Origin of the sequence: Psychrobacter celer, assembly GCF_016107555.1 — a bacterium.
GTDB classification, from domain to species: domain Bacteria; phylum Pseudomonadota; class Gammaproteobacteria; order Pseudomonadales; family Moraxellaceae; genus Psychrobacter; species Psychrobacter celer.
Map to the genome: position 1 here is coordinate 1 of NZ_JABASU010000028.1, position 23257 is coordinate 23257.

The following is a 23257-nucleotide window of genomic DNA, read 5'->3' on the forward strand; positions in this document are numbered from 1 at the left end:
TATCTTTCTCTTTATTTTAAAAGCATTGTATCTTATTTATAAAAGACTGACTATAGCTCACAGCGGTTACGATGTATTTGCTGAGCACTGATACCACGCTTCGTCCAGTCATAGTAGCTTGATGGTTTGATATCAAGGATTTTACACATGCTGGTAATGCTAAATTCATATTTGTGATGGTCAATAAAGGCGTACCTTACTGACCGTTCCTTGCAAAGTACGCCGTGGCCTTTTTAATATCTCTCGCTCTTCTTGTGCAATCTTTAACTCTCGCTTTAAACGCTTATTCTCTTCAATAACGGACATTAATTCAGAATCAAACTGTTTAGTACCTTTGAGCTTACCTTGATTAGCTTTTCGCTGCCAATTAGCTAGCGTTTGCATTGGTAGCCCTAACTGCCTTGCTGTGGCACTGACATTGCCACCATTATTTTCTATTGCTTTGACCGCTTCTGCTTTAAATTCTTCACTATATCTCTTAACTTTCTTTGTCATGGTAAACTCCTATTTGTCTTCTTTAGTTTACCAAGTTTTTGTCTACGGTTTTTTCAGCATACATCATTAGGGGAATGACACAGAATTTTGAACACTACCTAGATAGTAAATTCTTTTGCGATATCAATCAGACTGATGCTTATGGTCAAGATAATGAAGACATTAACTGTATTTCTCTTCTAATTAGTATACTGAATATAACAGAATGTTGGTAGTTTGCAGTGAATTAATCCATATTTACGAATGTACTTTTGCCCAGTCTATACAACCAAATTAACAGAATTAAGTATTTATTGATTGACGTTCGTTTGCAGCTCTGTTAAATTTTAAACCGATACAAAATGTATCGGTTATTTTTTTTATAGTAGTTTTTTTTAAGTACTACTTCAAAGTATGTTTCTACAACTTAATTTATCATAGTTCTGTTAACCATATTAGTTCGTGCTAAGGATAGCCATCATGAATACTCAACCCTCATGCTTATTTTATCGAGTGATAAAACCTAAAAAAGCATCTTATCCATCTAGTATGTACCAATCATTCTTTTTAATTGGCAAACAATTGTCATTAAATTCGTTGCCAAATCAATGATGGTAATCAGAATCATTAGTCACTCTACAGAATATTATTAAGTTATAAATTATTTTGCATTTTATTAAGAGAGTCATTGAGGGTACATCAAAATATAAAAAAGCATATTAATAAAAATATAGGAAAAATCTTTCTACTATGAAAGGTTTTAAAGTCTGACCACTTGATGCTATTTTTTTAAATGTTATTGCAAGAATACTTTTTAGCCCCTCTGAATCACTTATTTCACAGTACATCTTTTTCTATGGAAGGAAATCGAAACCATGAGTATTTTTGCTATTTTATTATCCTTGACATTGTTAATTTATTTTGCATATCGAGGAGTTAGTGTATTAGTTTTAGCCCCTGTACTCGCTATTGTAGCTGTGGTTTTAAGTGGTGAGAGCAGTCAAACCATGGGTATTTATACTGAAGTGTTTATGCAGGGTTTAGGAGGTTTTGCAGTCAAATATTTCCCACTATTTATATTGGGTGCTATTTTTGGCAAGCTAATGGAAGATTCTGGTTATGCCTATAGCATCGCAAGTAATATAGTTAATAAACTAGGAGATAAACATGCTTTGTTAGCAGTAGTACTTGCATGTTCTATATTAACTTATGGAGGCGTATCAGCATTTGTCGTCACTTTTGCAATATACCCTATTGCAGCATCTCTGTTTAAACAAGCGAATATACCCAAAAGACTTATACCTGGCGCAATTTGTATTGGTGCTCTAACACTAACGATGACGGCATTACCAGGTTCCCCTGCAATCCATAATGTTATACCTATGCCCTATTTTGAGACGGATGCATTTGCAGCCCCTGGACTAGGTATGATCGCCGCTATAGTTATGCTGGGTGGGGGTATGTTATGGATGCATCGCCAATTACACATTGCAGGTATTAATAATGAAGGGTATGGAAATCATACGTTAAATGAAACTAAGCCTCATTCTGGTATTGACATTCCTAACTTTTGGGTAGCCCTACTACCAATTGTCATTGTTATAGTAGGTAACTACGTTTTTTCAAAGGTGATAATACCTTTATGGAACAACAGCTACTTAGCCGATGAGAAATTTGGAGGTGTAACACTAAGCTCAGTTATTGGGATTTGGGCTATCATTTTATCTTTGTTTTTAGCCTGTCTTTTCGTTATTGTCTTAAACTTTAAAAGAATAGACAGTGTGACAGAAACCTTAAATAAAGGTGCAACGGGTTCTTTACTACCAATCTTTAATACTGCTTCAGAAGTAGGTTATGGTTCTGTCATTGCTACTCTCGCAGGCTTTGCTGTTATCAAACAATCTCTAATGGGAATTGCACCTGGAAATCCTCTCATATCAGAAGCAATTATGGTTAACGTTTTAGCAGGTATTACAGGTTCTGCTTCTGGTGGTTTAGGCATCGCTCTAGAAATTATGGGTGAAAACTACATGCAATTAGCACAACAATACAATATAGACCCTGAGCTGATGCATCGTATAGCCTCTCTAGCCTCAGGTGGTCTGGACTCATTACCACATAATGGTGCAATAATAACAATGCTAGTTATTTGTGGCTTAACTCATAGAGAATCATATAAAGATATATTTGTTGTAGCCGTGATCATTCCTTTAGTCGCTCTAATTTTAGTCATCATTCTAGGTACCATGTTCGGATCTTTCTAGAGAAAAAGTTATTATATAGATAATTAAAGAAACAATTGCCACTTAGTAAATTTCTTGTATAATGATATTGTTCGTATCATTATTATAGATTTTTCTATAAGATCTAATTTATATAGACGTATTTTTTAACCTGAAACAAAATCTGAAAAGATAAGGATATCTTATGCAACATGTTAAGCAACTCATCAATGGTCAGTTCGTTGACTCTAATACCAGCGAATGGATCGACATCACTGATCCCGCCACCCAAGAAGTCATCGCCAAAGTTCCGCAAACGACTGACGATGAAATCAATCAAGCCGTCGCTGCCGCCCAAAAAGCGTTTCAGACATGGCGCAAAACGCCTATCACCACACGTGCGCGTATTTTTTTAAAGTATCAAGAATTAATTCGCGAGCATATGGATGAGCTGGCAGAAATCTTAACCGCAGAGCAGGGAAAAACCATTGCTGATGCGCGCGGTGATGTATTTCGTGGTTTAGAAGTGGTCGAGCATGCCGCAGGTATTGCCAATCTGCAAATCGGCGACTTCGTTGAAAACGTCGCAACAGGCGTCGACACCTATAGTATCTGGCAGCCACTTGGCGTCTGTGCTGGTATCACCCCATTTAACTTTCCCGCGATGATTCCACTATGGATGTTCCCAATGGCGATTGCTACGGGTAACACCTTTGTCCTTAAACCTTCTGAACAAGATCCAATGGTTACTATGCGTTTGGTTGAGTTGGCAGTAGAAGCTGGCGTCCCTGAAGGCGTACTCAACGTCGTGCATGGCGGTAAAGTAACCGTTGATGCCATTTGTGATCATCCAGATATCAAAGCAGTTTCATTCGTTGGCTCAACCAACGTCGGCAAGCATGTCTATGAGCGCGCCAGTAAATCTGGCAAACGTGCCCAGTGTATGATGGGTGCCAAAAACCATGGCGTTATATTGCCTGATGCCAATAAAGAACAAACACTCAATCAACTAGCGGGAGCTGCATTCGGCGCTGCTGGTCAACGCTGTATGGCGTTATCTGTCGTGGTGCTAGTTGGTGAAGCAGGTGAGTGGATTGATGATATCAAAGCTAAAGCTGAAGGCTTAATCGTCTCAGCAGGTAAAAATGACAAGGATTTAGGTCCGCTCATTTCACCTGCTGCAAAAGCGCGTGTCGAGCATCTGATTGGTACGGGAGTAGAAGAGGGTGCTAGTCTACTTCTTGATGGTCGCGGCATCACGGTTGAAGGGTTTGAGAAGGGCAACTTTGTAGGGCCGACTATCTTTGATAACGTCACCGCGGATATGCAAATTTATAAAGAAGAAATTTTTGGGCCTGTTCTGTGTATCATGCGTGCAGCCGACCTTGATGAAGCGATTGAGCTACTCAATGCCAATCCAAATGGTAATGGTACGGCTATCTTCACTCAGTCAGGCGCTGCTGCGCATAAGTTCCAACAGGATATTATGGTTGGTCAAATCGGTATTAACTTGCCGATTCCTGTGCCACTACCAATGTTCTCGTTCTCAGGCTCACGTGCTAGTAAGCTTGGTGATCTCGGTCCTTATGGTAAGCAAGCAGTACAGTTCTATACTCACACCAAAACGGTCACTGCCCGCTGGTTCGATGATGAGGCAAGCCGCAGCGTTAATACCACTATTTCAATGTAATCATTAATCCAATATATTTTGGCGGTACATTTTTGTTTTTCTAGATTCTTTAGGTTTAAATTTATAAAGATTTTTTGAAATTATTTTCTTGTGCCGCCTCTATATTGGAATTACCAAATAAAAATCTAAGTATTCTACTTATGTATCTCGTTCTTATGCTTTCTAATTTTTCTAATCGAAAATATTTAGCTCATCTAAAATAAATCTAATTTTAGATGGTTGATTAACATTTAGAAAATTTAGGATAGTTTATTTATATCGAATGATATTATTTTTTTTATATAAAAAATAAAATTTTTGAAAGGTGTTTAATATAATAAACGATATATATTTAAAGTGAATTTATAAGATTATTAACAATAAAGATAAGTTAATAATATAATTATCAAGGATTAATGATATGAATGCATTGGAAATAATAAAAGAAAGATATAATAATAGTGCATCAGCTAATGATAGCTCTAAGCCAGATATTGCCTTTATTGGCCTTGGTAACATGGGTGCGCCAATGGCAGAGAACCTATTAAAGGCGGGTTATAAGCTGTCGGTATTTGATCTCTCTGAAGCTGCAACCCAGCGTTTACATCAAGCAGGTGCTAGAGTTGCTGATAGTCCAAAAGATGCGACAAATAATGCACAAGTTGTTATTACTATGTTACCTGCTGGAAAGCATGTTCATTCTGTTTATCTGAATGACGATGGATTACTGTCAGGATTACCAAAAGGTACACTAGTTATCGATAGTAGTACTATAGCAGCTGCAGATGCACGCATGGTAGCGGACGTTGCTAACACATATGGCATTGAATTTTTAGACGCACCAGTCTCAGGTGGTACAGGCGCTGCAATTGCAGGAAATCTGACGTTTATCGTAGGCGGCAGTACTGAGGCATATGCTAGAGCTGAGCCTATACTGGAATCAATGGGTAAAAATATCTTTCACGCTGGCAATAATGGGGCGGGGCAAGTAGCAAAGATATGCAATAATATGTTGCTAGGTATTTTGATGGCAGGAACCGCAGAGGCGATTAATCTAGGTGTCAAAAATGGCTTAGATCCAAAAGTGTTGTCAGATATTATGTTGCAAAGTTCAGGACGTAATTGGACACTAGAGGTTTATAACCCTTATCCAAAAGTGATGAACAATGTACCCTCAAGTAATGGTTATAAAGGTGGTTTTATGACTAAACTGATGAACAAAGACTTAAATCTTGCTATGCAAACGGCTTCAGAAACCAAGGTGGATATCCCGATGGGCTCGAAAGCAGCTGAGCTCTATGATGTCCATTCTGTCCAGCATGGTGATAAAGACTTTTCAAGCATCATTGCACGTCATGATGCTTCGATACTGTAGTGGTAGTATGATATGTAGTAAATAAGTGCTGAAATAAACACTTATTAAATTTAGAAAGAATTTATCTAGATTGTCCATCTGTACTAATAACCTAGGTTATTAGTACAGATGGATTTTTTTATATCAATCAGTCAGTTTTTTGGCTAATACATTAATACTTGAATATCATGCGCGGCTGTACGAAGAAGTGGCACGTGTATCAACAGATCGTCTAACGAAGCTCGTACTGTAGGAGCATGCAAATATAATGATGCTATATAGCGTGATTTTTTATCCACTATCGGTACCGCTATTCCTACCATCTCAGAGATGAATTCTTCATTATCAATACTGATGCCTGTCTCAGCGATACGGTCGAGTTCAGCATTCAACATATTGAAATCGATGATTGTATTTCTAGTAAACTTATTAAGTGATAAGCTCTTTAATATTTTGTGACGGCTAGTGGTACTCAATTGGCTCAGATATAGCTTTCCTGTCGCCGTACACCATATAGGTGACTTTAATCCAACAGGTAGGTATATTTGTAGAGGTAGTACTGTGTTTATACGATCGGTATAAATCATATTCGTATAATAAGGAACACTAATTCCACAGGTTTCCTTAATTTCGTCAACTAGCTTTTGTAAAATAATTTGTCGCTTATTAAAGAACTGTCCCTGTTGCCAAAGCTCAAGGCTCAGATTACGCACACGTTTACCAGGAATTATACCACCACCAATATCAACTGTTACGAAACCCTCATTAATTAAATTTTGAATCAATCGATGAGTAGTAGGTTTAGGGATATCTAGTATTTGCGATATCTCAAGCGGAGAGAGTGGTTTTGGAGCATAAGATATAATTTCAATGATCTCTAACACTCGGTTAATAGACGATACTTTAGACATAAAAAAGGCTCAGCCATAGTAATAAGAAATATGTTGAATTATTCATTGCAAAAAATAATATTAATTTTAACATGTTTTTTGATTTATATTTTTAGTAAATTTTTTGAATTTTAAATATATTTTTTTATCATATATTAAGATTTTAAGTTCATAATCAATTAATATTATTTGGCCTAATTTAAAATCTATATATAAATATTATTAATATATTAAACATCATAAATGAGTATTGTAAATATAAAGTGTAAAAATATATAACTCTATAATAAGGAAGGGTATCTATAATTTTTTAATAAATTTTGGTGATACCACCTAGTCTTCAAAGACTTTATACAGGATCTAATATTCTATTATCCATATATCCGCTAAAAAATCTCTTATTAAGAGTCGCAAATGATTATAAGTTCGAATTAGTTTAGAGTGATGAAAGAATAAGCCACTAGAAGTGGCTTATTTATACATAGTTACTTAGTAAAATCTCGCAGCTATCTTTTCACTTAACCACTGAGCAACCTCACTCTCTACCCATGCTACACGTCCTTTTGATAGCTTAACCTGAATTGGAAAGGTAGGGTCATAGCGATTAGACTTCTTGTCTAACATATCGTAAATAGTTGTACTACTTAGTCCAGTAAAGTAGATAACCTCTTTAAGTGGTAACATCCGTGGCATGCGTACTGCACTCAAACTCTCGGTTTCAATTTGATTATTAGTATTCAAGTTTTCCATGACTTGCTCCTTATAAGTGAATGAGAGCGTGTCCTCTCATATACTTACCGAGTCCTATAATTTTTTACTGCATCCCATGCCGTCCGACAGTTAGCTTTTGACGCAGCTAATAAAAAAAAGGAGCTGCATGTAACAGCTCCTTTTATGCCCAGTTCGCTAGACTAACTAACCGCCGTCACGCTTTGCCGTAATCCCTGCTCAATACTGGTTACGTCATGATTGGTTAAGCCATGGCTCAATTGCCCATGCTCATCTTGATGGTGACCAGAATCGCCTGTCTCGACTGGATAAAACTCTTCCACCACTGCAAACGCTTCATCATTATCAATCTCAAAGGCTGAGTTCACATAGCCAAGCTTTGCTGCTGCCTCTAATGCTGCTTGATCAAAGCCGTGTTCGCTAAGCTCATGATCAATAGCTTGCGCGTTAGATACCGCATCTTTCAGCGTCACCCCATCACGCAGCGTTAAATCAACAAAGTAAATCGGCGTTCGATAGCTTTGCGTCGTGCTTTTACCCCTCAAGGTTAATTGTAGCGGTAAACATGACAGCTTGTTGCCTGATACCGCAGCAAAGTAGCTTAGCCGTGCTGCCAGTGTGCGAATGCTATTAAAGCCAGTCGTGCGAAAGATAAACGTACCCAGCTCATCGTCCTCAGACAGATTGACGTACAGACGACCGTAAGGCTTACAAGCACCGCCTTGCGCTAATGGACAGCGATCAGGTGAAGGACATGGCAGCTGTTCAACGCCATTGCTTGTGCGGCGCTGACACTGTTCACCGTCACCCACGCATAGCGGTCTGCCAGTTTGTCTATCGAACAAGGTGTATTCAGCTCGTAGATTTAATTCAGGATTATTAAACAGCATGCGTACGGGTATTTGCCGAAGCTTACCGTCACTCTTTGCACGTAGTTTTTCATCAAGTGGATGGTTGATCCAGCCATCTTTGTTTTGGATTTGGCTGGTAATGGTGAACTGATCGTCCTTAGCAGGTAAACGTTTGCCGTCCTTTTGAATGACACGTCCAATGCTGATGCGACCTAAAACTGGCGGAGTTATCGTGAGACCTTTAATCATGGTGATATTCCTTATGTGTTTAATAGATTATGTTTAGCCATAAAAAAGCCCACCTGTGATCGGTGGGCGATTATGCGCTAGACTTGGTTTGTTGGTGTGTTAATTGAATAGATAGCGGCTTAATCGTTTAAGACAACAAAGCGTCTGCTGCCTTGACGGGTTTTACTGAATTTAGCTAATAGCTCAGGATGGGCTTTAATAACGGCTTTGCTATCAAGACCGACACTGTCTTTCGAGCGCTTCCACGAAATAGCCCCTTTTTCAAACACTGCCACCTCATTATCTTGAATTAAGCTTTGCAGCTGATGCTTCACCTGATCATGGCGCTGCTCTAGCTCTTGCATATAGTCACGGTAGCTCAGCAACTGCTCAAACAGTTTGTTGGCACCATCGTCATCTCGCAGATCAATCTTGCTTGAAGGCTTAGGCGTTGGATACAGCTGCTTTAATGCCCGAGCTGCGGATTCACTATGATCAGGCGTTGGTGGCGTGTCCGTTTCTACGTATTGCCAGAACAAACGCTCATGCTCGATGATGCTTGCGATCAGCTTCTCGTCACGCTCAACCTTATAAATCTTAGCCTCATGTCCACAAAGCAGCACACAGATGTGAGCTGCCTGTTTACCTGTAACCGCTAATTGATGCTGTACTTGGCAGGTGACATATAACGGTACGCCATGCTTCCAAAGCTTGGCACCGTGTTCGCCTGCGGTTTTGCACTCGAGTATCTGTACCTCATCACTGCCAGTGATTGCATAGTCTAAATTGGCGAGCATAAAGGCTTTGTCAGGATCAGGGTGCTGCAAAATGGCGTTTACGCGCCTGACTTTATTGCCAGTATGTTCTTGATAGTACTTAGCCACCATCGGCTCCAAGGTATTGCCCCAATATAGCGGCGAATACCCTTCAATACCGTTATTATTGCTGATATCAATGCTTGATTCCATGCGTCCGGTTTTAATCATCCATAATTCCAGCATGGATAGGTACGGATGGATACCACAGCTAGCCGCGGCATCACTACTGCCAATGCCTTGCTTGCGTACTTGTAGCCAGTCCTCACGGCTTAAGTTTTTGGTATTAACCAAACGCTTCGCCGTGGTTGTTTGACTAACGGAAGGTTTAACGGTTTTACTTTTAACCTTAAGCGTTGGCATATCTTCGATGCTGTGCTTAGCTTTTACCTTAGCGGTGGCACGCTTAGCCTGTCTTGGCTGAGTATGGGTATTTAATGCGATCATGTTCATGGTAAATTCCTTCGTTAAATTGGTTGTTGGTTGATTACTGATTAATGAGAAACAACAGGCATAAAAAAACCACGCTCGAAAGCGTGGTTTAATCGTTGCTTGTATTAAGCGTCTTTAGGCAATCAGTGCAAAGGCTTCCTCTAAGCTTTTGTCTTTCAGCTTAGCCCCTGCACCGAACCATGCTGAATCGAGCCTATGGTCTGTCGACATGGCACGGCGCTCATGATCCACATACTCTGTCATTGCTGACAGTAAGCCATAAGCGGTATCACGCGCTGAATCCAAATCCGCACCGCGACCTTGACCGTTAAACATGTTCATCACCTGATTCATGGCACGGGCATTGGGCACCGCATCCTTTTCTTTCTTGGCACTGTTAAATAGAATGATGTCATTGTCCTGATCGTTGAAGACACGATTCAGATAGTTTGCTGCTTCTGCTTGGGTTACACAGCGCTGAGTTAACTGCTTCATCTCATACATGTGTTCATTCCACTGCTGAACAGAAACGCCTAATTGCTGCTTGACCTTGTCCGCATCAAAGGAGGTGCTATGCGGTACTTTCACTACGCCACCTGAGCCGTCAGCGAGGCTAATCGCTAAGGTGTTATTACACACCACACGGATATTAGTAAATTGTGCTGTGGTCGCAAGTGTGCCGTCACAAGCAGTTGCTAAGAGTAGATAGCCGTTACTGACATCACCGCCCTTTAGTGTCATAGACTGACCTGTACGAGCGAGTGCCCACATCTTACGACCACCTTTTAAGACGCCTGCGGTTTCAAGCTCAAAGTCAGACTGCTCGGTAAGATCACGATAGAACTCTAGAATCTCACGGGGCTGTACTTCTTGATAGCGTTGACTGACCACCGATAACGGCTCTAGGTTATCGCTACGGTACAGGACCTTATTGCTGTCGAAGGGCATGATCAGGCTTTGGCCTTTCTCATTGCTTGCCATGTAGCTGACATCTGAGGATTCAATACGCCAATCCATACCAGCCTCACGAGCCCAGACTTCAATAGGCTGATTCTTTGGTAGCTGACTGCCGAGACCGTGCCAAGGGGTGTCACCGACATAAGCCATATTTTCGATTAAATGTGCCATGATTCATTTCCTTTTAGGTTTGATTGTTTATAAGCATTAAGTAATGCAATGATTCATTAGTTGAGGGTTGAGAAAACGTGCGTACAGTCATCACAGCGATGCTGCTTATTGATCAGCATCGGTAAAGCGCTATGAGGCTCTGCAAGCTCGATGACGGCTGCAATCGCAGTACCTGCAACCACACCGATCACAGGATGGACTTTGAATGATTTGCATAGACTGACACCAAGACCGATCAGTGCAGCGGGTGATAACGGCTCATTCACAAGCTGCTGGTTATTACTATTAGTCATCACATAAACAGCGGACGACTGACAGCGTGGACATACTGGTTTCATAAGGGCTCCTTATTGCGCGCATAGAAAAGCCTGCACGTGGCAGGCCTTTGATGTTAAGTAAGGACGAGCATTAAGATGCTAATGCTCGATCTCATGACAGTAGTATGTATTTGAAATTAGTTTGCTATGGGTGATAATCCACGACGCTTCTTTGTACGGTAGGTGCCATGACCGAAGGTACGCATGCTAGGAAGCCATACTTTTAAGTGCTGACCCACCTTGTCAGGTTTGGTTAAGTACAAGGCTGTACAGACCGCATTTTCTACCTGCTGAAAGTTATCTCGGTGGATCATACCGATACCTAATTTGCCATTTTTCTCGAATCCCTGCTTATTCTCAGTGTAATGATAGTTGTAGTAAGCGCCAATACCACTGGTGATCTCTTGCCATCTTTTACCTACCTCTTCAGCCAAATACCAATCGTTTTGTCGTTCTGAGCCATCATAGATGAGCAGTAGGTGGCAATGTAGACCGCCATTCTCATGCCCATGCTCTAATGCCCATGCATTACCTTGCAAGTGCTCAAAGCACGTCTTCTTATTTCCTATGAATTCTCTGAGCTTAGTCATGTGAAGATTGAAATCTTCGATCGTCACCATATGACTGGTTTCTTTCAGATACATCAAGTCCACTCGAATGAACAATAACCTTGAGTAGTGGTTCAGCAAGTTTCTAACATAGCTTTCAAGGTTCTTCCTATTCTGAGTCTCTTGATAGCGCCAAGCGTTATCCTCGGTCTCAATGTTATGTTTATAACAAGCTATGGTATTAATGAACTGCTGTGTTTTGCCGTGGTCCCAAATAACATCGGATGGGTATGAATCACCAACAATAGCATCGGTACTGTAGACAAATGAATCGATAGTTTGTGAGTAAAATAAATCAGCATTTAGAATTTGCATGAAGGGCAAATATAAAGCGTTCAAACGATTTTTAATATCATCAAAATTAATAGGGCTAAAAATGACGTCTCTGACGAGTCTATCGAGATTACCGATGAGTTGCGACTGGTTAATGAATGAGTGTGACATGACTATGCTCCATTGATTTTAGTTTGGTGTACATAACTATCAATGGAACGTGTTATTTTTTACTAAAAAATATTAACTATTAATTAATAATATAAATAACCCACTAAGAATGAGGGCATCGTTCTTTTTTTCGTCGTGTGCTTAGGAGTTGCCATTTAAGCTTTATGGTAAATTGACGCTAGGGTTCAGGTTTGTGTCGAGATGGAGTTAGCGGATAGGATTAAAAAATGTGTCGTATAGTGTCTTTGTTTAGTGGCCTGATAGCCTGAACAAGCCAACGTATATAACCTTTAAACGAAGTAGTGATGTTAGGAATGAGACTGTCTAAATTTACTGCTAGAACGAGGGTTAAACTCGATGTATAGTTAAGACGAGAAGATGAAAGACTGAATATAGTTTATTTTAAGCTAAAAAAAAGGGGGTAAGACTGCTCACACCCCTATATTAGGGAGTTTATATGTAGTTAAAACATAGTTTTTTTCTACTAATATGGACTATAAACCCACCTTTATAGAGTTTTTTCGGAAGGATTATTGCAATGAAAAACCATGATAATGTCAATTATGATCACGAACATGATGTCCAGTCTGGAGAAGAATTCGGTTTGAAAGCAGTTGTCACTGTCGAACGAACTTATGATGCTGAAATAGGTTTGAGGCCTCATATAATTCCGAAAGCTGAGGTTATAGAAAGACATATTCAGCCTTCTAATAAAAACCAAGAAATATTTAATCAAGCTAATCAATATTATTATGCCCGGCAATTAAAATATGTTACTGATACTCATTTTGATAGCCAAAAACAATATATTAAAAATTTAGAAATTTTTAATAGGACGATTCAAAATCTTAATGAAGATGAATGTAAAAGCCTAGTATTTGCTTATCATAGTTACTTTGGGATTAAGCCCCCTGACAGCCAATTAGATAAAGGATCCTATAAATCGTTTTTAGTAAAAATATTTGAAATGCAGCAGAATCCAATCAAGTTTTATGATGAGCTGATGCAATTTAAAACTAATAATCAATTACCAGATAGCTTGCTAGGATGGCTAAAAGAAGATCTCCGTAGCGCTCTGCACTTCGCTTATCTAGTCCGTCATACTTTAAGTAATAAAGCTTTAGTTGGAGGTAAGGAATTAGTTAATTACATTTTACATTACTTGAAATATGAGGTTACTCATTTCAACCACACCAATATTGAATTTCCAGATTATGCAAACGATGTATATTTAGACGAGCATCCATTGATAGGCAAATTCGAAACAGTTAAGTCCCACTATTTTAGTAATCGCGCTAAAAAAGAAATTGATTGGCTTGAGGGTGATAATAGCGATCAAATTGAATGGGCTTACAACTATCTGAGCTCAGATAAGAGAGACCACCTTATACTTCAGAATATCTTCATACCGGTCTCTTTGGAAGACAAGTACAATTTAATCTTAGCGAGTCTTGATGTCCTGTCAAATGTAAAGTACACATATGAGACTGTTACTCGAGATATAGATATAAGCGACCCTACAATTGATTTCGAGACGATACCAGAAATATCATATAGAGCTAAAGTTATAGAGAACATGAAAGACGCATGGGCTAAATTTTCAGCGAGCAACAAGAACGAAGATTTAAGTGAAGTTAATATATATAAGAAAAGCCAAGATCAATTGGACGCTATCATGAAAATCAAAGGAACGACTGCTACCAAAAAAGTTATGAGTCAGTTGATTCAAGATGAACATAACAGAATCTTTAATAAAGAATAGATGGCTCTAGAATGTAAAGCTGCTTTATTTGATAATCTAAATCCTATTGAGAAGAAATGGGCTGAGGTAAAAAGCTTAGGAAAGGCTGGGGTGAGAATAATCTAAATCATTTATTCAGCAATGTTTGCTGTTACAACTTTAAATTGGATTGATTATATAATATTTTTAATAGCTAACGTTGTAAGAATGAATTATTCTATTATTGTAATAGCTTTTGTAACTCTATCTTCGTCATACCCTTATTAATGAGCGCTTGAATAAGATCTCGTTTGTCGATTGCTTCAAGGCCATCAGATTGATAGTTATTTAACGAACTCTCAATTTGCTGCCTTGCTGTCTGAAAGTCTACGACCTCACCTTTGTCTCTAAGTAAGTCTAAAAAATCAGCCCAGACCTGCATAATCTTACGACGCTCTTCTAAATGCTGCGCGTGGTTATAAACCGCGCGAATGCTGCTTTTTTTATCATGTGCCATTTGCTTCTCGATCGCGTCACCCATATAGCCAAGCTCGTTTAGATTGGTTGAGGCGATATGACGAAAGCCGTGACCTGTTTGTTTGCCTGCGTAGCCTAAGATATCGAGCGCATTATTGATAAACTCCTCACTGTAGGGCTGATGCATACCTGTATGATAAAAAACGTACTCATATTTTCCCGTGATGGCTTTCATTTCCTTGAGCACTGCGAGCATTTGATCTGACAGCGGTACGACATGCTTACGCGCAATCTTAAGGTTATCAATATCAACACGCCATAGACGATTAGCAAAGTCGATATGATCCCATTTCATCATACGCAGCTCAATGGTGCGGCAAAATGAGTAAGCTAAAAACTTCATACCTAAACGGGTCTGGTCATGACCATGATAGCCCTCAATAGCTTGAAGTAGGGCAGGCAGCTCATGTATGTCTACGTGCTTCATGTGCTGGCTTTTGGCTTTGGGGTAGAGTTCCTTTAGATCATCGATTGGATTTTGCTCAATGATGCGTTCGCGTTTAGCACGTCTTAAAACATTAGCCACCAGATCAATTGTGCGTCTGGTCACCTCACGTGGCGGCTCACCTTTTTTGTTCACACGCGTTTCGATCTCATCTGCCATCGATCGACAATCCTCAAAGCTCACGTCTTTTAGCGCAATGCCTTCAAAGTGGGGCAACACGTCTTTATGCATCCGGTTATAGTCTTGCTGATATGTACGCGGCTTAACGTTGCGCTTGCGCTCAGCAAGCCAGTCTAAGGCGTAATCATTGAACTTTTGGGCGTGGATATTGGCAAGCTTGTCTTGACGCTTCTTGTTTTTTGGATCGATACCGTCTGCTAATAGCGCTTTGATCTCAGTATTGGCTTGTCTAGCCTCAGCTAATGACATGATGGGGTAAGTACCAAGTGTGAGGCGTGTTTGCTTACCATCGAAGCGATAGGCGCTTATCCATGTCTTTGTGCCTGTACTGCGTACCAAGAGCTGTAGCCCTTGCTGGTCACTGTATTTGTCAGGACGCGAAGGCGTACATTTTTCACTGGGTTTGAGCTTGCGGATCTTACTGTCGCTTAACATGTTGGTCTATTCCCTATGCTGCCAAACCTTATGATTCAAGCGTTACAACTAAAACGTTGGTCTAAAGCTGAATCATAAAGCCTAAATGTTGGTCTTTTTGAGGTCTAATGAAATCATAGACCAACAGATAGACCAACACAAGCTAAGGGATAGGTGGGTTATTCTCGGACAGATTAGGAAAACGTTAGGCATAAAAAAACGCTAGACGCGTTATTTATAAAGGGTTACAGAGGTATATAGGAGTGTTTAGGACAAGATAGGAAAAGGAGGGTTTTATAAGATTGGCGGTGAAGGAGGGATTCGAACCCTCGATACGCTATGAACGTATACACACTTTCCAGGCGTGCGGTTTCAGCCACTCACCCACTTCACCGTTTAGACAGACCGCATTTGCACGATACTGATTTTTGACTGGCTAAGTATAGCGGATACCATTTAAAAAGTCACGACTTACGCCTTATCTTTCTTTATTGATGGACGCCTGCTAGGATACGCATACGAAATAACAAGTATAGACGATTGAGAGTTGCATGATAAGAGTTGGTGGGTATCAAGGTGTTTTGAACAACAGCATAATGGTGGTATTTGCTATCGTCGTAGGGCTATCATCAGCGCAGGCAGATGATCTTACTCAGTGTAGTCAATCTTTTTATGGCGGGGTTTATCCAGAGTTTACCAATACCAAGCTTAATAAGAAGACTCAAGCGCTGTGTATGGACGGGTTTGCTGTTATGTACTCGGGCGTGTCACGGACACCATTGTGGTCAGCTGAGCATCTAGACCGCCGCCGCTTGCAGCAAGCAAAAACCATCGACCGCGAAGACAGCTTTCATGAGGAGAGCCGTCTACCTAAGTCTATGCGCGCCTCGTTGTCTGATTATTCAGGTTCAGGCTATGATCGTGGGCATCTAGCGCCCAATGCCGATATGGCCACGCGCTCGCAGCAATACGACAGCTTCAGTCTGGCTAATATCGCGCCGCAATCGCCGCGCAATAATCGTTACATTTGGCGTAATATCGAGTCTGCTACCCGCTACTTAACCCAGCAGTATGGCGAAGTCTATACCATCACGGGCGTGGCTTTTACGGGCAAAAAGACCAAACAGCTTGCCGAGCGCGTATTGGTACCCAGTCATTTTTTCAAGGCCGTCTATATTCCAGCGACCAATCAAGCAGGGGTGTATTACGCGCCCAATGATGAGTCAGAGCGCATAGAGGTCATTAGTCTAGATGAGCTAACGGCTAAAGTCGGCATTGATGTCTTGCCAGTGCTCGATCGCCAGACCAAAGCGCAAGCGTTTGCGCTGCCACTAAAGGCAGGTGAGAGCGCCGACTTGCCTGATCAGCCAGTAGAGGAGCCGACATGGCTGCTGTTTGTTTGGGCGATTATTGAGTGGCTACTGATTCAATTACAGGCTTAACATGCTTTTAGCGACATCTCAATGTGCTGATATACATGACTGAATTACTATAAAAAGGATGACAAAATGATTGAACCCTTTGCCAATAACCACCAAAGCATGCAAATTGGAGAGCTGGTCATCGAAAACCAGCAGGACAAAATCACGATTTATGGCGATATCGATGTGACATTCGATGCAGCAGGACATCGTCAGGCTCAGCAGTTACACGAGCTGACAACCAAAATTATGCAAGCTTTTGATGATGGTTTTCCTTATAGTAATAACGAGGCAAAGTCAAAAGAAAATGATGACCAATCGGACAAGGATATCGACAACCCTTTCCTGTAACTCTTTGATATGGTTTTGGTTTTACAGAAATAATAAAGTACAAAAAAACTACTAGGCAAACAGATAAAATTGCTTATAATGGGTCAAGACATCGTTTATGTCGCTCAAATCTTTGAACAAAAGCTTGTGAGTAATCGCGATAACGACTATCAAACGGCACATGCTAACTTACGATGTGCGGTGTTGATGAGTAAAATCGCAGCGCTTATATAAAAGATTCTAGCAAAGGATGAGCATAGAACAGCAGAAACATCACGTTTCGAGCAATCATTGTTTGATTAATCATTGTATGAAGGGAGTCACTCTATGAAACTATTTACAAAAACCGCTTTAGCAGCTGCCGGTATCAGTATGGCGACCATGGCGTTTGCCGCTGATCCATTACACAATACAACATGGCAGACGTATGACGACGGTAAGCCAAAAGGCACGGTAAAAATCACCGAGTCTAACGGGGTGTTGACAGGTAAGCTCATTGCAACGAACTCCGCCAAAGGCAAAAAACACGTCGGCATGACTGTCATCAAAGGCCTAAAAGCTGACGGTGGTGGTAAATATAGCGGTGGGACGATCACTGATCCAGAAAAGGGTAAAGACTATCGCATGACAGCAAGCTTGAATGGTAATTCTTTGAAACTAAAAGGTTACATCGGGCCATTCTCACGCAGTCAAACATGGAAAAAGAAATAAGTCGATCAAGTAGTTTTTTATCAGATCTGTACTTAATAGATAAAATCCCGCACTACCGAAAGGTACTGCGGGATTTTTTATGTTTTACATTTTATTGTGTGAGTAAGGGGAGGTTACTCAATAAAATAATAAACGCTGACACTACATAAAGTAGTATCAGCGCATCGAGCAGGATTAAACCTGTCTGCTAGATCTTATCTGACAAATTCTGGATACGCTTCCATACCACACTCTGCGATATCTGCGCCTTCGTATTCATCCTCTTCAGAGATGCGTATACCTATGATCAGCTTGATCAGTGACCAAACGATTAGGCTTGAGACAAACACCCAGACAAAGATCGTCGCCGCGCCTGCGATTTGACCCAAAAAAGTCGCCGCAGGATTGGTAATAGGTACGATAAGTAAGCCAAACAGACCCACGACACCGTGTACTGAGATTGCGCCCACTGGGTCATCTATTTTTAGTTTATCGAGTGCCAAGATAGACAAGACCACGATAACTCCAGCGATCAGCCCAAAGAGCGTGGCTTGTAAGGCAGAAGGGGTCGATGGCTCAGCAGTGATGGCGACCAGCCCCGCGAGTGCACCGTTTAAGAGCATGGTCAGATCCGCTTTACCAAAGATCAAACGTGCCAGCAGCAATGCTCCGATAGCGCCGCCTGCGGCTGCGGCGTTGGTGTTCAAAAACACCATGGCCACAGAGTTGGCACTGGCGATGTCACCCAGCTTGAGGACGGAGCCGCCATTAAACCCAAACCAGCCCATCCACAGTATCAAAGTCCCAAGGGCGGCCAGTGGCAGGTTGGCCCCCGGTATCGCCCGTATTTCACCTTTTGGTCCGTACTTGCCTTTGCGCGCACCTAGTAGTAGTACGCCTGCCAATGCCGCCGCCGCTCCTGCCATATGCACAATACCTGAGCCAGCAAAATCAGAGAACCCCAAGTCGCCAAGGTTATATAAACCAAACACATCGTTGCCGCCCCATGTCCAGCTGCCTTCTAATGGATAAATCAGCCCTGTCATGACTACTGCAAACAACAAAAACGACCATAGCTTCATACGCTCAGCCACCGCGCCTGAGACGATAGACATACAGGTCGCCACAAACACCACTTGAAAGAAAAAGTCAGAGGCTGCAGAGTAGACAGAGTCACCGCCAAAGCCGTTTTCGCTAGAGGCTGCTAGTGCGTCTTCTACTAAGGTATCGCCGCCTGCAATTCCGCTCAAGAACAGATCGCCACCATACATAATGGCATAACCGCAAATCATATACATGGTACAGGCGGTAGCAAATAGAGCGACGTTTTTGGTTAAAATCTCAACAGTGTTTTTGGAGCGGACCAGCCCTGCTTCTAGCATGGTAAAACCCGCTGCCATCCACATGACGAGCGCGCCACACATTAAAAAATAGAACGTATCAAGTGCGTACTGAAGCTCAAAGATTTGGTTTTGCATGTTAATTCCCCCTTGAATTGATGCAATATAGAGCGTTAGGTAGGACTTACAAATCAGCGTTTGTAAGTAGGTCGTGCGCTTTAGATAGCGTCAGGACCCGTCTCGCCCGTACGAATACGAATGACTTGCTCGAGTGCTGTGACAAAGATTTTGCCGTCACCGATCTTACCTGTGCTCGCGATGCGGGTGATGGCTTCGATAGCAGGCTCGACCATTTCGTCAATAACAGCCACTTCGACTTTTACTTTAGGTAAAAAGTCCACCACGTATTCTGCGCCGCGATAGAGCTCTGTGTGGCCTTTTTGGCGACCGAACCCTTTAACTTCAGTGACAGTAACGCCTTTGACACCGATGTCAGAAAGCGCTTCACGCACATCATCGAGCTTAAACGGTTTTAAGATCGCAGTGATTAGCTTCATAAAAAATTCCTTATTTGTGTGATGCCGCAGGTTGAGAGAAGTTGTGGTGCATCTCATCGTAGTCATGCTTGATATAGGTCATTCAAGAACTGTGCCAAACCTACTCAAGGGGGTAGGTAGGAGTGGGCTTATTGGTACAAAAATCACCAGTATCATGACACACATCACGCTTTATAACGCCGCGATTATACTCATCGTCATGCGTCATACCGCATCAATCAACCTTTGGCGTTAAGCCTATGAAAACTTTATTATAACCAACTTTCTAGGCGCTTGGGGAGGCTATCGATTTATTTCATGTGACGATTTGCTAAGCGGTTTTTATAAGTGATAAAAACGAAAAGGGATACCTATCATCACTATATAAGGGATGAGGTTAAAAAACGCGCCGAGCATAAACACATTACTCAGCGCTGGTAAGAAAAATAATCAGGCGGCAGACGGTGTGGCGTATAGCCTTTGGGATAGCTCTTATGCTTTAGGAAAAAGCAGATAAGGGGTTTGGGTGCTGACCAGTAATTTTTCCGTATCGCTGCCTTGCAATAGCTCACGTAAGCGCGACTGCCCAAACGCCCCTGACATCAACAGGCCAATGTCGTTTTCGGTTTGATAATAATTGAGGGCTGCTGTCACGTCGCGGCAATCGAGCAACGCCTTTTTCGACTTGATGCCCGCTTGCTTGAGGCGCGCGTAAGCTTCGCGCAGCGCATCGCAGTTTTCAGAGTTTTCTTTGCCCACCATCACGATGTGGACGGTTAGGGCGCGAATAAGTGGCGTTTTACAGAGCCAATTGAGCATTTTATGACAAGTGGGACTGTTGTCGAAGGCAAATAGCGCCGTCGTAGGGGGCGAAAATGGTGCATGAGTCACCAAAATGGGGCAAAGACTGACTCTGATGAGTCGGCTCAAAGTCGATTTGCAAGTGACATGATGACCGATGACAATCAATTGCGCTTTGTCATCGACATAATCGATACTTTCACTGAGGTTTTCGTGCCGATGCAACGTATAGGTTTTTAGTTTTTGTCTTTGCTGCTCGCAGTAGGTTGTGGCTTGATGCAACAGCAGCTTGCCTTGGGCTTTTAATTCACAGTTGCTTAGGTGTTCTTTATTGGTAAATTGCTCAAGCAAGGTGTTTTCGTCGTCGATATTTAGGCAGCCAGAGTAGTTTACCGCGGCTTTTTGTTGCAGGCTTGGCACCGAGTGCAGGAGGCCGATAGGCACTTGCAGGCGAGTTGCTGCCCACATACTGGCTTTCAACACGGCTTGCACGTGATCAGGACAGTCCAAGCAGGCAATCACACTATCTGGTTTTAAATTACTCATAAGACCACCACATCATTCCGACAATAAAAAGACAGCTGCTTGGCGAAAAGCTGGGCAATGTGACTGATACCCAACTCTCTCAACCAACGCAGCTGTTTATTAAACTATATATTCAATTATCTACTGGTAATGCATTAATCCAGCAAGCCAATGTCTCGGCGATCGTGGATAGAAAAACGGTCAATCAGGGTTCGGCTTGCATTATTGAGTCCCACCACTTTGACATCAATACCTTCTCGTTGCAAGCGCATGACCAGCTTGTCCAAAGTGTCCACGGCGCTGACGTCCCAAAAGTGCGCTTGGCTGACGTCAATCTCGATACTATCTACGGCTTCTTTGGTATCAAAGCTGTGCAAAAACTGCGTGGTCGAGGCAAAAAACACCTGCCCTTGCACATAGTAATAACGCGTGTTGCTACGCTCATCGTACTCACTAAAGATGGTTAAGAATTGACCAATCTTATTGGCAAATGCCAAGGCAGAGAGCAGGACACCGACGCCGACACCGTACGCCAGATTGTGCGTAAATACTGTGGTCACGACCGTGGCTAGCATGACGATGTTAAATGACATCGGATGCGTTTTAAACTCGCGAATAGACTGCCAATTAAAAGTGCCAATCGACACCATAATCATCACCGCCACCAGTGCGGCCATTGGGATTTGACTGACCCAGTCGCTCAAAAACACCACTAAGATGAGCAGCACCACACCGGCAATCAAGGTCGACAAGCGCGTCCGACCGCCAGATTTGACGTTGATCATCGACTGACCAATCATCGCACAGCCGGCCATACCGCCAAAAAACCCTGACACCACGTTGGCCATCCCTTGACCACGGCATTCTTTGTTTTTATCACTTGGCGTATCTGTCAACTCATCCACGATGGTCGCCGTCATCATAGACTCTAGCAAACCTACGATGGCAAGCGCGATAGAGTAAGGCGCGATGATCAGTAAAGTATTGAGGTTTAGAGGGATATCTGGCAACAAAAACATCGGCAGCGAATCTGGCAGATCACCCATGCTGCCGACGTTACGAATATCAAGGTTCATATACATCGCCACCGCTGTCAGACCCACGATACAGATAAGCGGCGATGGAATCACCCGTCCGATTTTCGGAATCAGCGGAAACAAGTAAATAATCGCAAGGCCTGCTGCGGTCATGATGTAGACTGTCATCCCGACGCGCTCAGTCATTGGGTTTAGCTCAGGGAGCTGGGCGGCAAAGATGAGTATCGCCAAGGCGTTGACAAAGCCAATCACCACCGAGCGCGAGACAAAGCGCATCAAATTACCCAGCTTTAAAATACCCATCACAATCTGAATACTGCCGCACAGTAAAGTCGCGGCCAGTAGATACTGTAAGCCATGCTCAGCGACCAAGTCGACCATCACCAGTGCCATCGCGCCTGTCGCCGCCGAAATCATACCTGGACGACCACCGACAAAACTGATCACCACCGCGATACAAAACGAGGCATACAAGCCGACCTTTGGATCGACCCCAGCGATGATAGAAAAGGCAATGGCTTCAGGGATTAAGGCGAGGGCAACGACCAGACCTGATAACACATCACCACGAACATTGGAAAACCACTCGTCACGTAAGTTATCAATAAAAGATGTCATAAGTAAACTGCATAGGGTTAGAGGCAAAAAAAGTAATCATCCATAAAATGATCGCGTCGCTATAAAATAGCGGTTCATCTTTTTTTTACCACAACATGCGCCTTGTCATGTTGTGGTATTGAATTATCAGAGGTCAATCATCAACACATCGATGGATTTATTGATGGGTATCACAAATACACTCACCAATAACAACTATGATGATAAATCCTATCAGATTGCCTAAAAAATAGTATTTAAAATGGGTGCTTAAAGTAGTGTATATAAAATAGCACCTACAATAACGTATAGAGTCAGCAATGAGATGCTGCAATAGAAGGTGATAAAACGCTGTCCAACAAGCACAGCAGTTTGATTTTGATAGCAAGGTAGCCTAAGTCGCCGCAACTCAAAAATGACTGAGGGGCAAATAGCAGGCAAACGCTAACAACATGCTACACTAAAATGCCAAGCTCAAGACTTAGAGTAAGACTTAGCAAAAACCCTGTGCTGACAGATCAGG

At 41.9% G+C, this 23257-nt stretch carries 19 protein-coding genes, 1 tRNA gene and 1 pseudogene; 7 read left to right on the forward strand and 14 right to left on the reverse strand.

Going from position 1 to position 23257, the window contains the following annotated elements; genetic code table 11:
* Window positions 1-53: 53 nt before the first annotated feature.
* Window positions 54-495 (reverse strand): annotated as a pseudogene (locus JFC05_RS11135) (transposase); the annotation flags it as partial.
* 854 nt (window positions 496-1349) lie between these two features.
* On the opposite strand from JFC05_RS11135, the gene JFC05_RS11140 reads away from it, so the two are divergent.
* The 3 genes from JFC05_RS11140 (at window position 1350) to mmsB (ending at window position 5740) form a co-directional block, all read left to right on the forward strand.
* Window positions 1350-2738: a GntP family permease gene (locus JFC05_RS11140; RefSeq protein WP_198336925.1), complete on the forward strand. Its 1389-nt coding sequence runs from the start codon at window positions 1350-1352 to the stop codon at window positions 2736-2738.
* A gap of 163 nt (window positions 2739-2901) precedes the next feature.
* Window positions 2902-4386 carry a CoA-acylating methylmalonate-semialdehyde dehydrogenase gene (locus JFC05_RS11145; protein ID WP_198336926.1) on the forward strand — a complete coding sequence of 495 codons (1485 nt, stop codon included), beginning with the start codon at window positions 2902-2904 and terminating at the stop codon, window positions 4384-4386.
* A gap of 400 nt (window positions 4387-4786) precedes the next feature.
* Window positions 4787-5740, forward strand: coding sequence for a 3-hydroxyisobutyrate dehydrogenase (gene mmsB, locus JFC05_RS11150; protein ID WP_198336927.1), 954 nt, complete (start codon window positions 4787-4789; stop codon window positions 5738-5740).
* Window positions 5741-5883: 143 nt separating this feature from the next.
* Here the strand turns inward: mmsB and JFC05_RS11155 are convergent, their stop codons facing one another.
* From JFC05_RS11155 to JFC05_RS11185, 7 genes are all read right to left on the reverse strand, one after another.
* Entirely contained in the window at window positions 5884-6630 is a 747-nt protein-coding gene (locus JFC05_RS11155; RefSeq protein WP_198336928.1) for an IclR family transcriptional regulator, read from the reverse strand.
* 468 nt (window positions 6631-7098) lie between these two features.
* The gene (locus tag JFC05_RS11160; RefSeq protein ID WP_198336929.1) at window positions 7099-7359 is read right to left on the reverse strand and encodes a helix-turn-helix transcriptional regulator; all 261 of its coding nucleotides are present in this window, start codon (window positions 7357-7359) and stop codon (window positions 7099-7101) included.
* Between the two features lie 161 nt (window positions 7360-7520).
* Entirely contained in the window at window positions 7521-8438 is a 918-nt protein-coding gene (locus tag JFC05_RS11165; RefSeq protein ID WP_198336930.1) for a recombination directionality factor, read from the reverse strand.
* 119 nt (window positions 8439-8557) lie between these two features.
* The gene (locus tag JFC05_RS11170) at window positions 8558-9685 is read right to left on the reverse strand and encodes a YqaJ viral recombinase family nuclease (RefSeq protein WP_198336931.1); all 1128 of its coding nucleotides are present in this window, start codon (window positions 9683-9685) and stop codon (window positions 8558-8560) included.
* A gap of 114 nt (window positions 9686-9799) precedes the next feature.
* The gene (locus tag JFC05_RS11175; protein ID WP_198336932.1) at window positions 9800-10792 is read right to left on the reverse strand and encodes a DUF932 domain-containing protein; all 993 of its coding nucleotides are present in this window, start codon (window positions 10790-10792) and stop codon (window positions 9800-9802) included.
* Window positions 10793-10848: 56 nt separating this feature from the next.
* Window positions 10849-11130: a hypothetical protein gene (locus tag JFC05_RS11180; RefSeq protein ID WP_198336933.1), complete on the reverse strand. Its 282-nt coding sequence runs from the start codon at window positions 11128-11130 to the stop codon at window positions 10849-10851.
* 116 nt (window positions 11131-11246) lie between these two features.
* Window positions 11247-12161: a YagK/YfjJ domain-containing protein gene (locus JFC05_RS11185; RefSeq protein WP_198336934.1), complete on the reverse strand. Its 915-nt coding sequence runs from the start codon at window positions 12159-12161 to the stop codon at window positions 11247-11249.
* A 538-nt stretch (window positions 12162-12699) separates the two neighbouring features.
* Between JFC05_RS11185 and JFC05_RS11190 the strand changes: the two genes are divergently transcribed.
* Window positions 12700-13923 (forward strand): hypothetical protein, encoded by a 1224-nt coding sequence (locus JFC05_RS11190; protein ID WP_198336935.1) that lies wholly within the window; start codon window positions 12700-12702, stop codon window positions 13921-13923.
* Window positions 13924-14122: 199 nt separating this feature from the next.
* Here the strand turns inward: JFC05_RS11190 and JFC05_RS11195 are convergent, their stop codons facing one another.
* Together JFC05_RS11195 and JFC05_RS11200 are read right to left on the reverse strand one after the other, a co-directional pair.
* Entirely contained in the window at window positions 14123-15478 is a 1356-nt protein-coding gene (locus JFC05_RS11195) for a tyrosine-type recombinase/integrase (protein WP_198336936.1), read from the reverse strand.
* A gap of 282 nt (window positions 15479-15760) precedes the next feature.
* Window positions 15761-15851: transfer RNA gene (locus tag JFC05_RS11200), tRNA-Ser, on the reverse strand.
* Between the two features lie 187 nt (window positions 15852-16038).
* Between JFC05_RS11200 and JFC05_RS11205 the strand changes: the two genes are divergently transcribed.
* From JFC05_RS11205 to JFC05_RS11215, 3 genes are all read left to right on the forward strand, one after another.
* Window positions 16039-16899, forward strand: coding sequence for a DNA/RNA non-specific endonuclease (locus tag JFC05_RS11205; protein WP_227697535.1), 861 nt, complete (start codon window positions 16039-16041; stop codon window positions 16897-16899).
* Between the two features lie 66 nt (window positions 16900-16965).
* Window positions 16966-17229 (forward strand): hypothetical protein, encoded by a 264-nt coding sequence (locus JFC05_RS11210; RefSeq protein ID WP_105244330.1) that lies wholly within the window; start codon window positions 16966-16968, stop codon window positions 17227-17229.
* A gap of 306 nt (window positions 17230-17535) precedes the next feature.
* Window positions 17536-17919, forward strand: coding sequence for a DUF2147 domain-containing protein (locus JFC05_RS11215; RefSeq protein WP_198336938.1), 384 nt, complete (start codon window positions 17536-17538; stop codon window positions 17917-17919).
* Window positions 17920-18113: 194 nt separating this feature from the next.
* Here JFC05_RS11215 and JFC05_RS11220 read toward each other — a convergent pair whose 3' ends face one another.
* From JFC05_RS11220 to JFC05_RS11235, 4 genes are all read right to left on the reverse strand, one after another.
* Window positions 18114-19376, reverse strand: a complete 1263-nt coding sequence (locus JFC05_RS11220; RefSeq protein ID WP_198336939.1) for an ammonium transporter — start codon at window positions 19374-19376, stop codon at window positions 18114-18116.
* 80 nt (window positions 19377-19456) lie between these two features.
* Window positions 19457-19795: a P-II family nitrogen regulator gene (locus tag JFC05_RS11225; RefSeq protein WP_010197981.1), complete on the reverse strand. Its 339-nt coding sequence runs from the start codon at window positions 19793-19795 to the stop codon at window positions 19457-19459.
* Between the two features lie 471 nt (window positions 19796-20266).
* Window positions 20267-21121, reverse strand: a complete 855-nt coding sequence (locus JFC05_RS11230) for a universal stress protein (protein ID WP_198336940.1) — start codon at window positions 21119-21121, stop codon at window positions 20267-20269.
* A 134-nt stretch (window positions 21122-21255) separates the two neighbouring features.
* The gene (locus JFC05_RS11235) at window positions 21256-22755 is read right to left on the reverse strand and encodes a SulP family inorganic anion transporter (RefSeq protein ID WP_198336941.1); all 1500 of its coding nucleotides are present in this window, start codon (window positions 22753-22755) and stop codon (window positions 21256-21258) included.
* Window positions 22756-23257 lie beyond the last annotated feature (502 nt).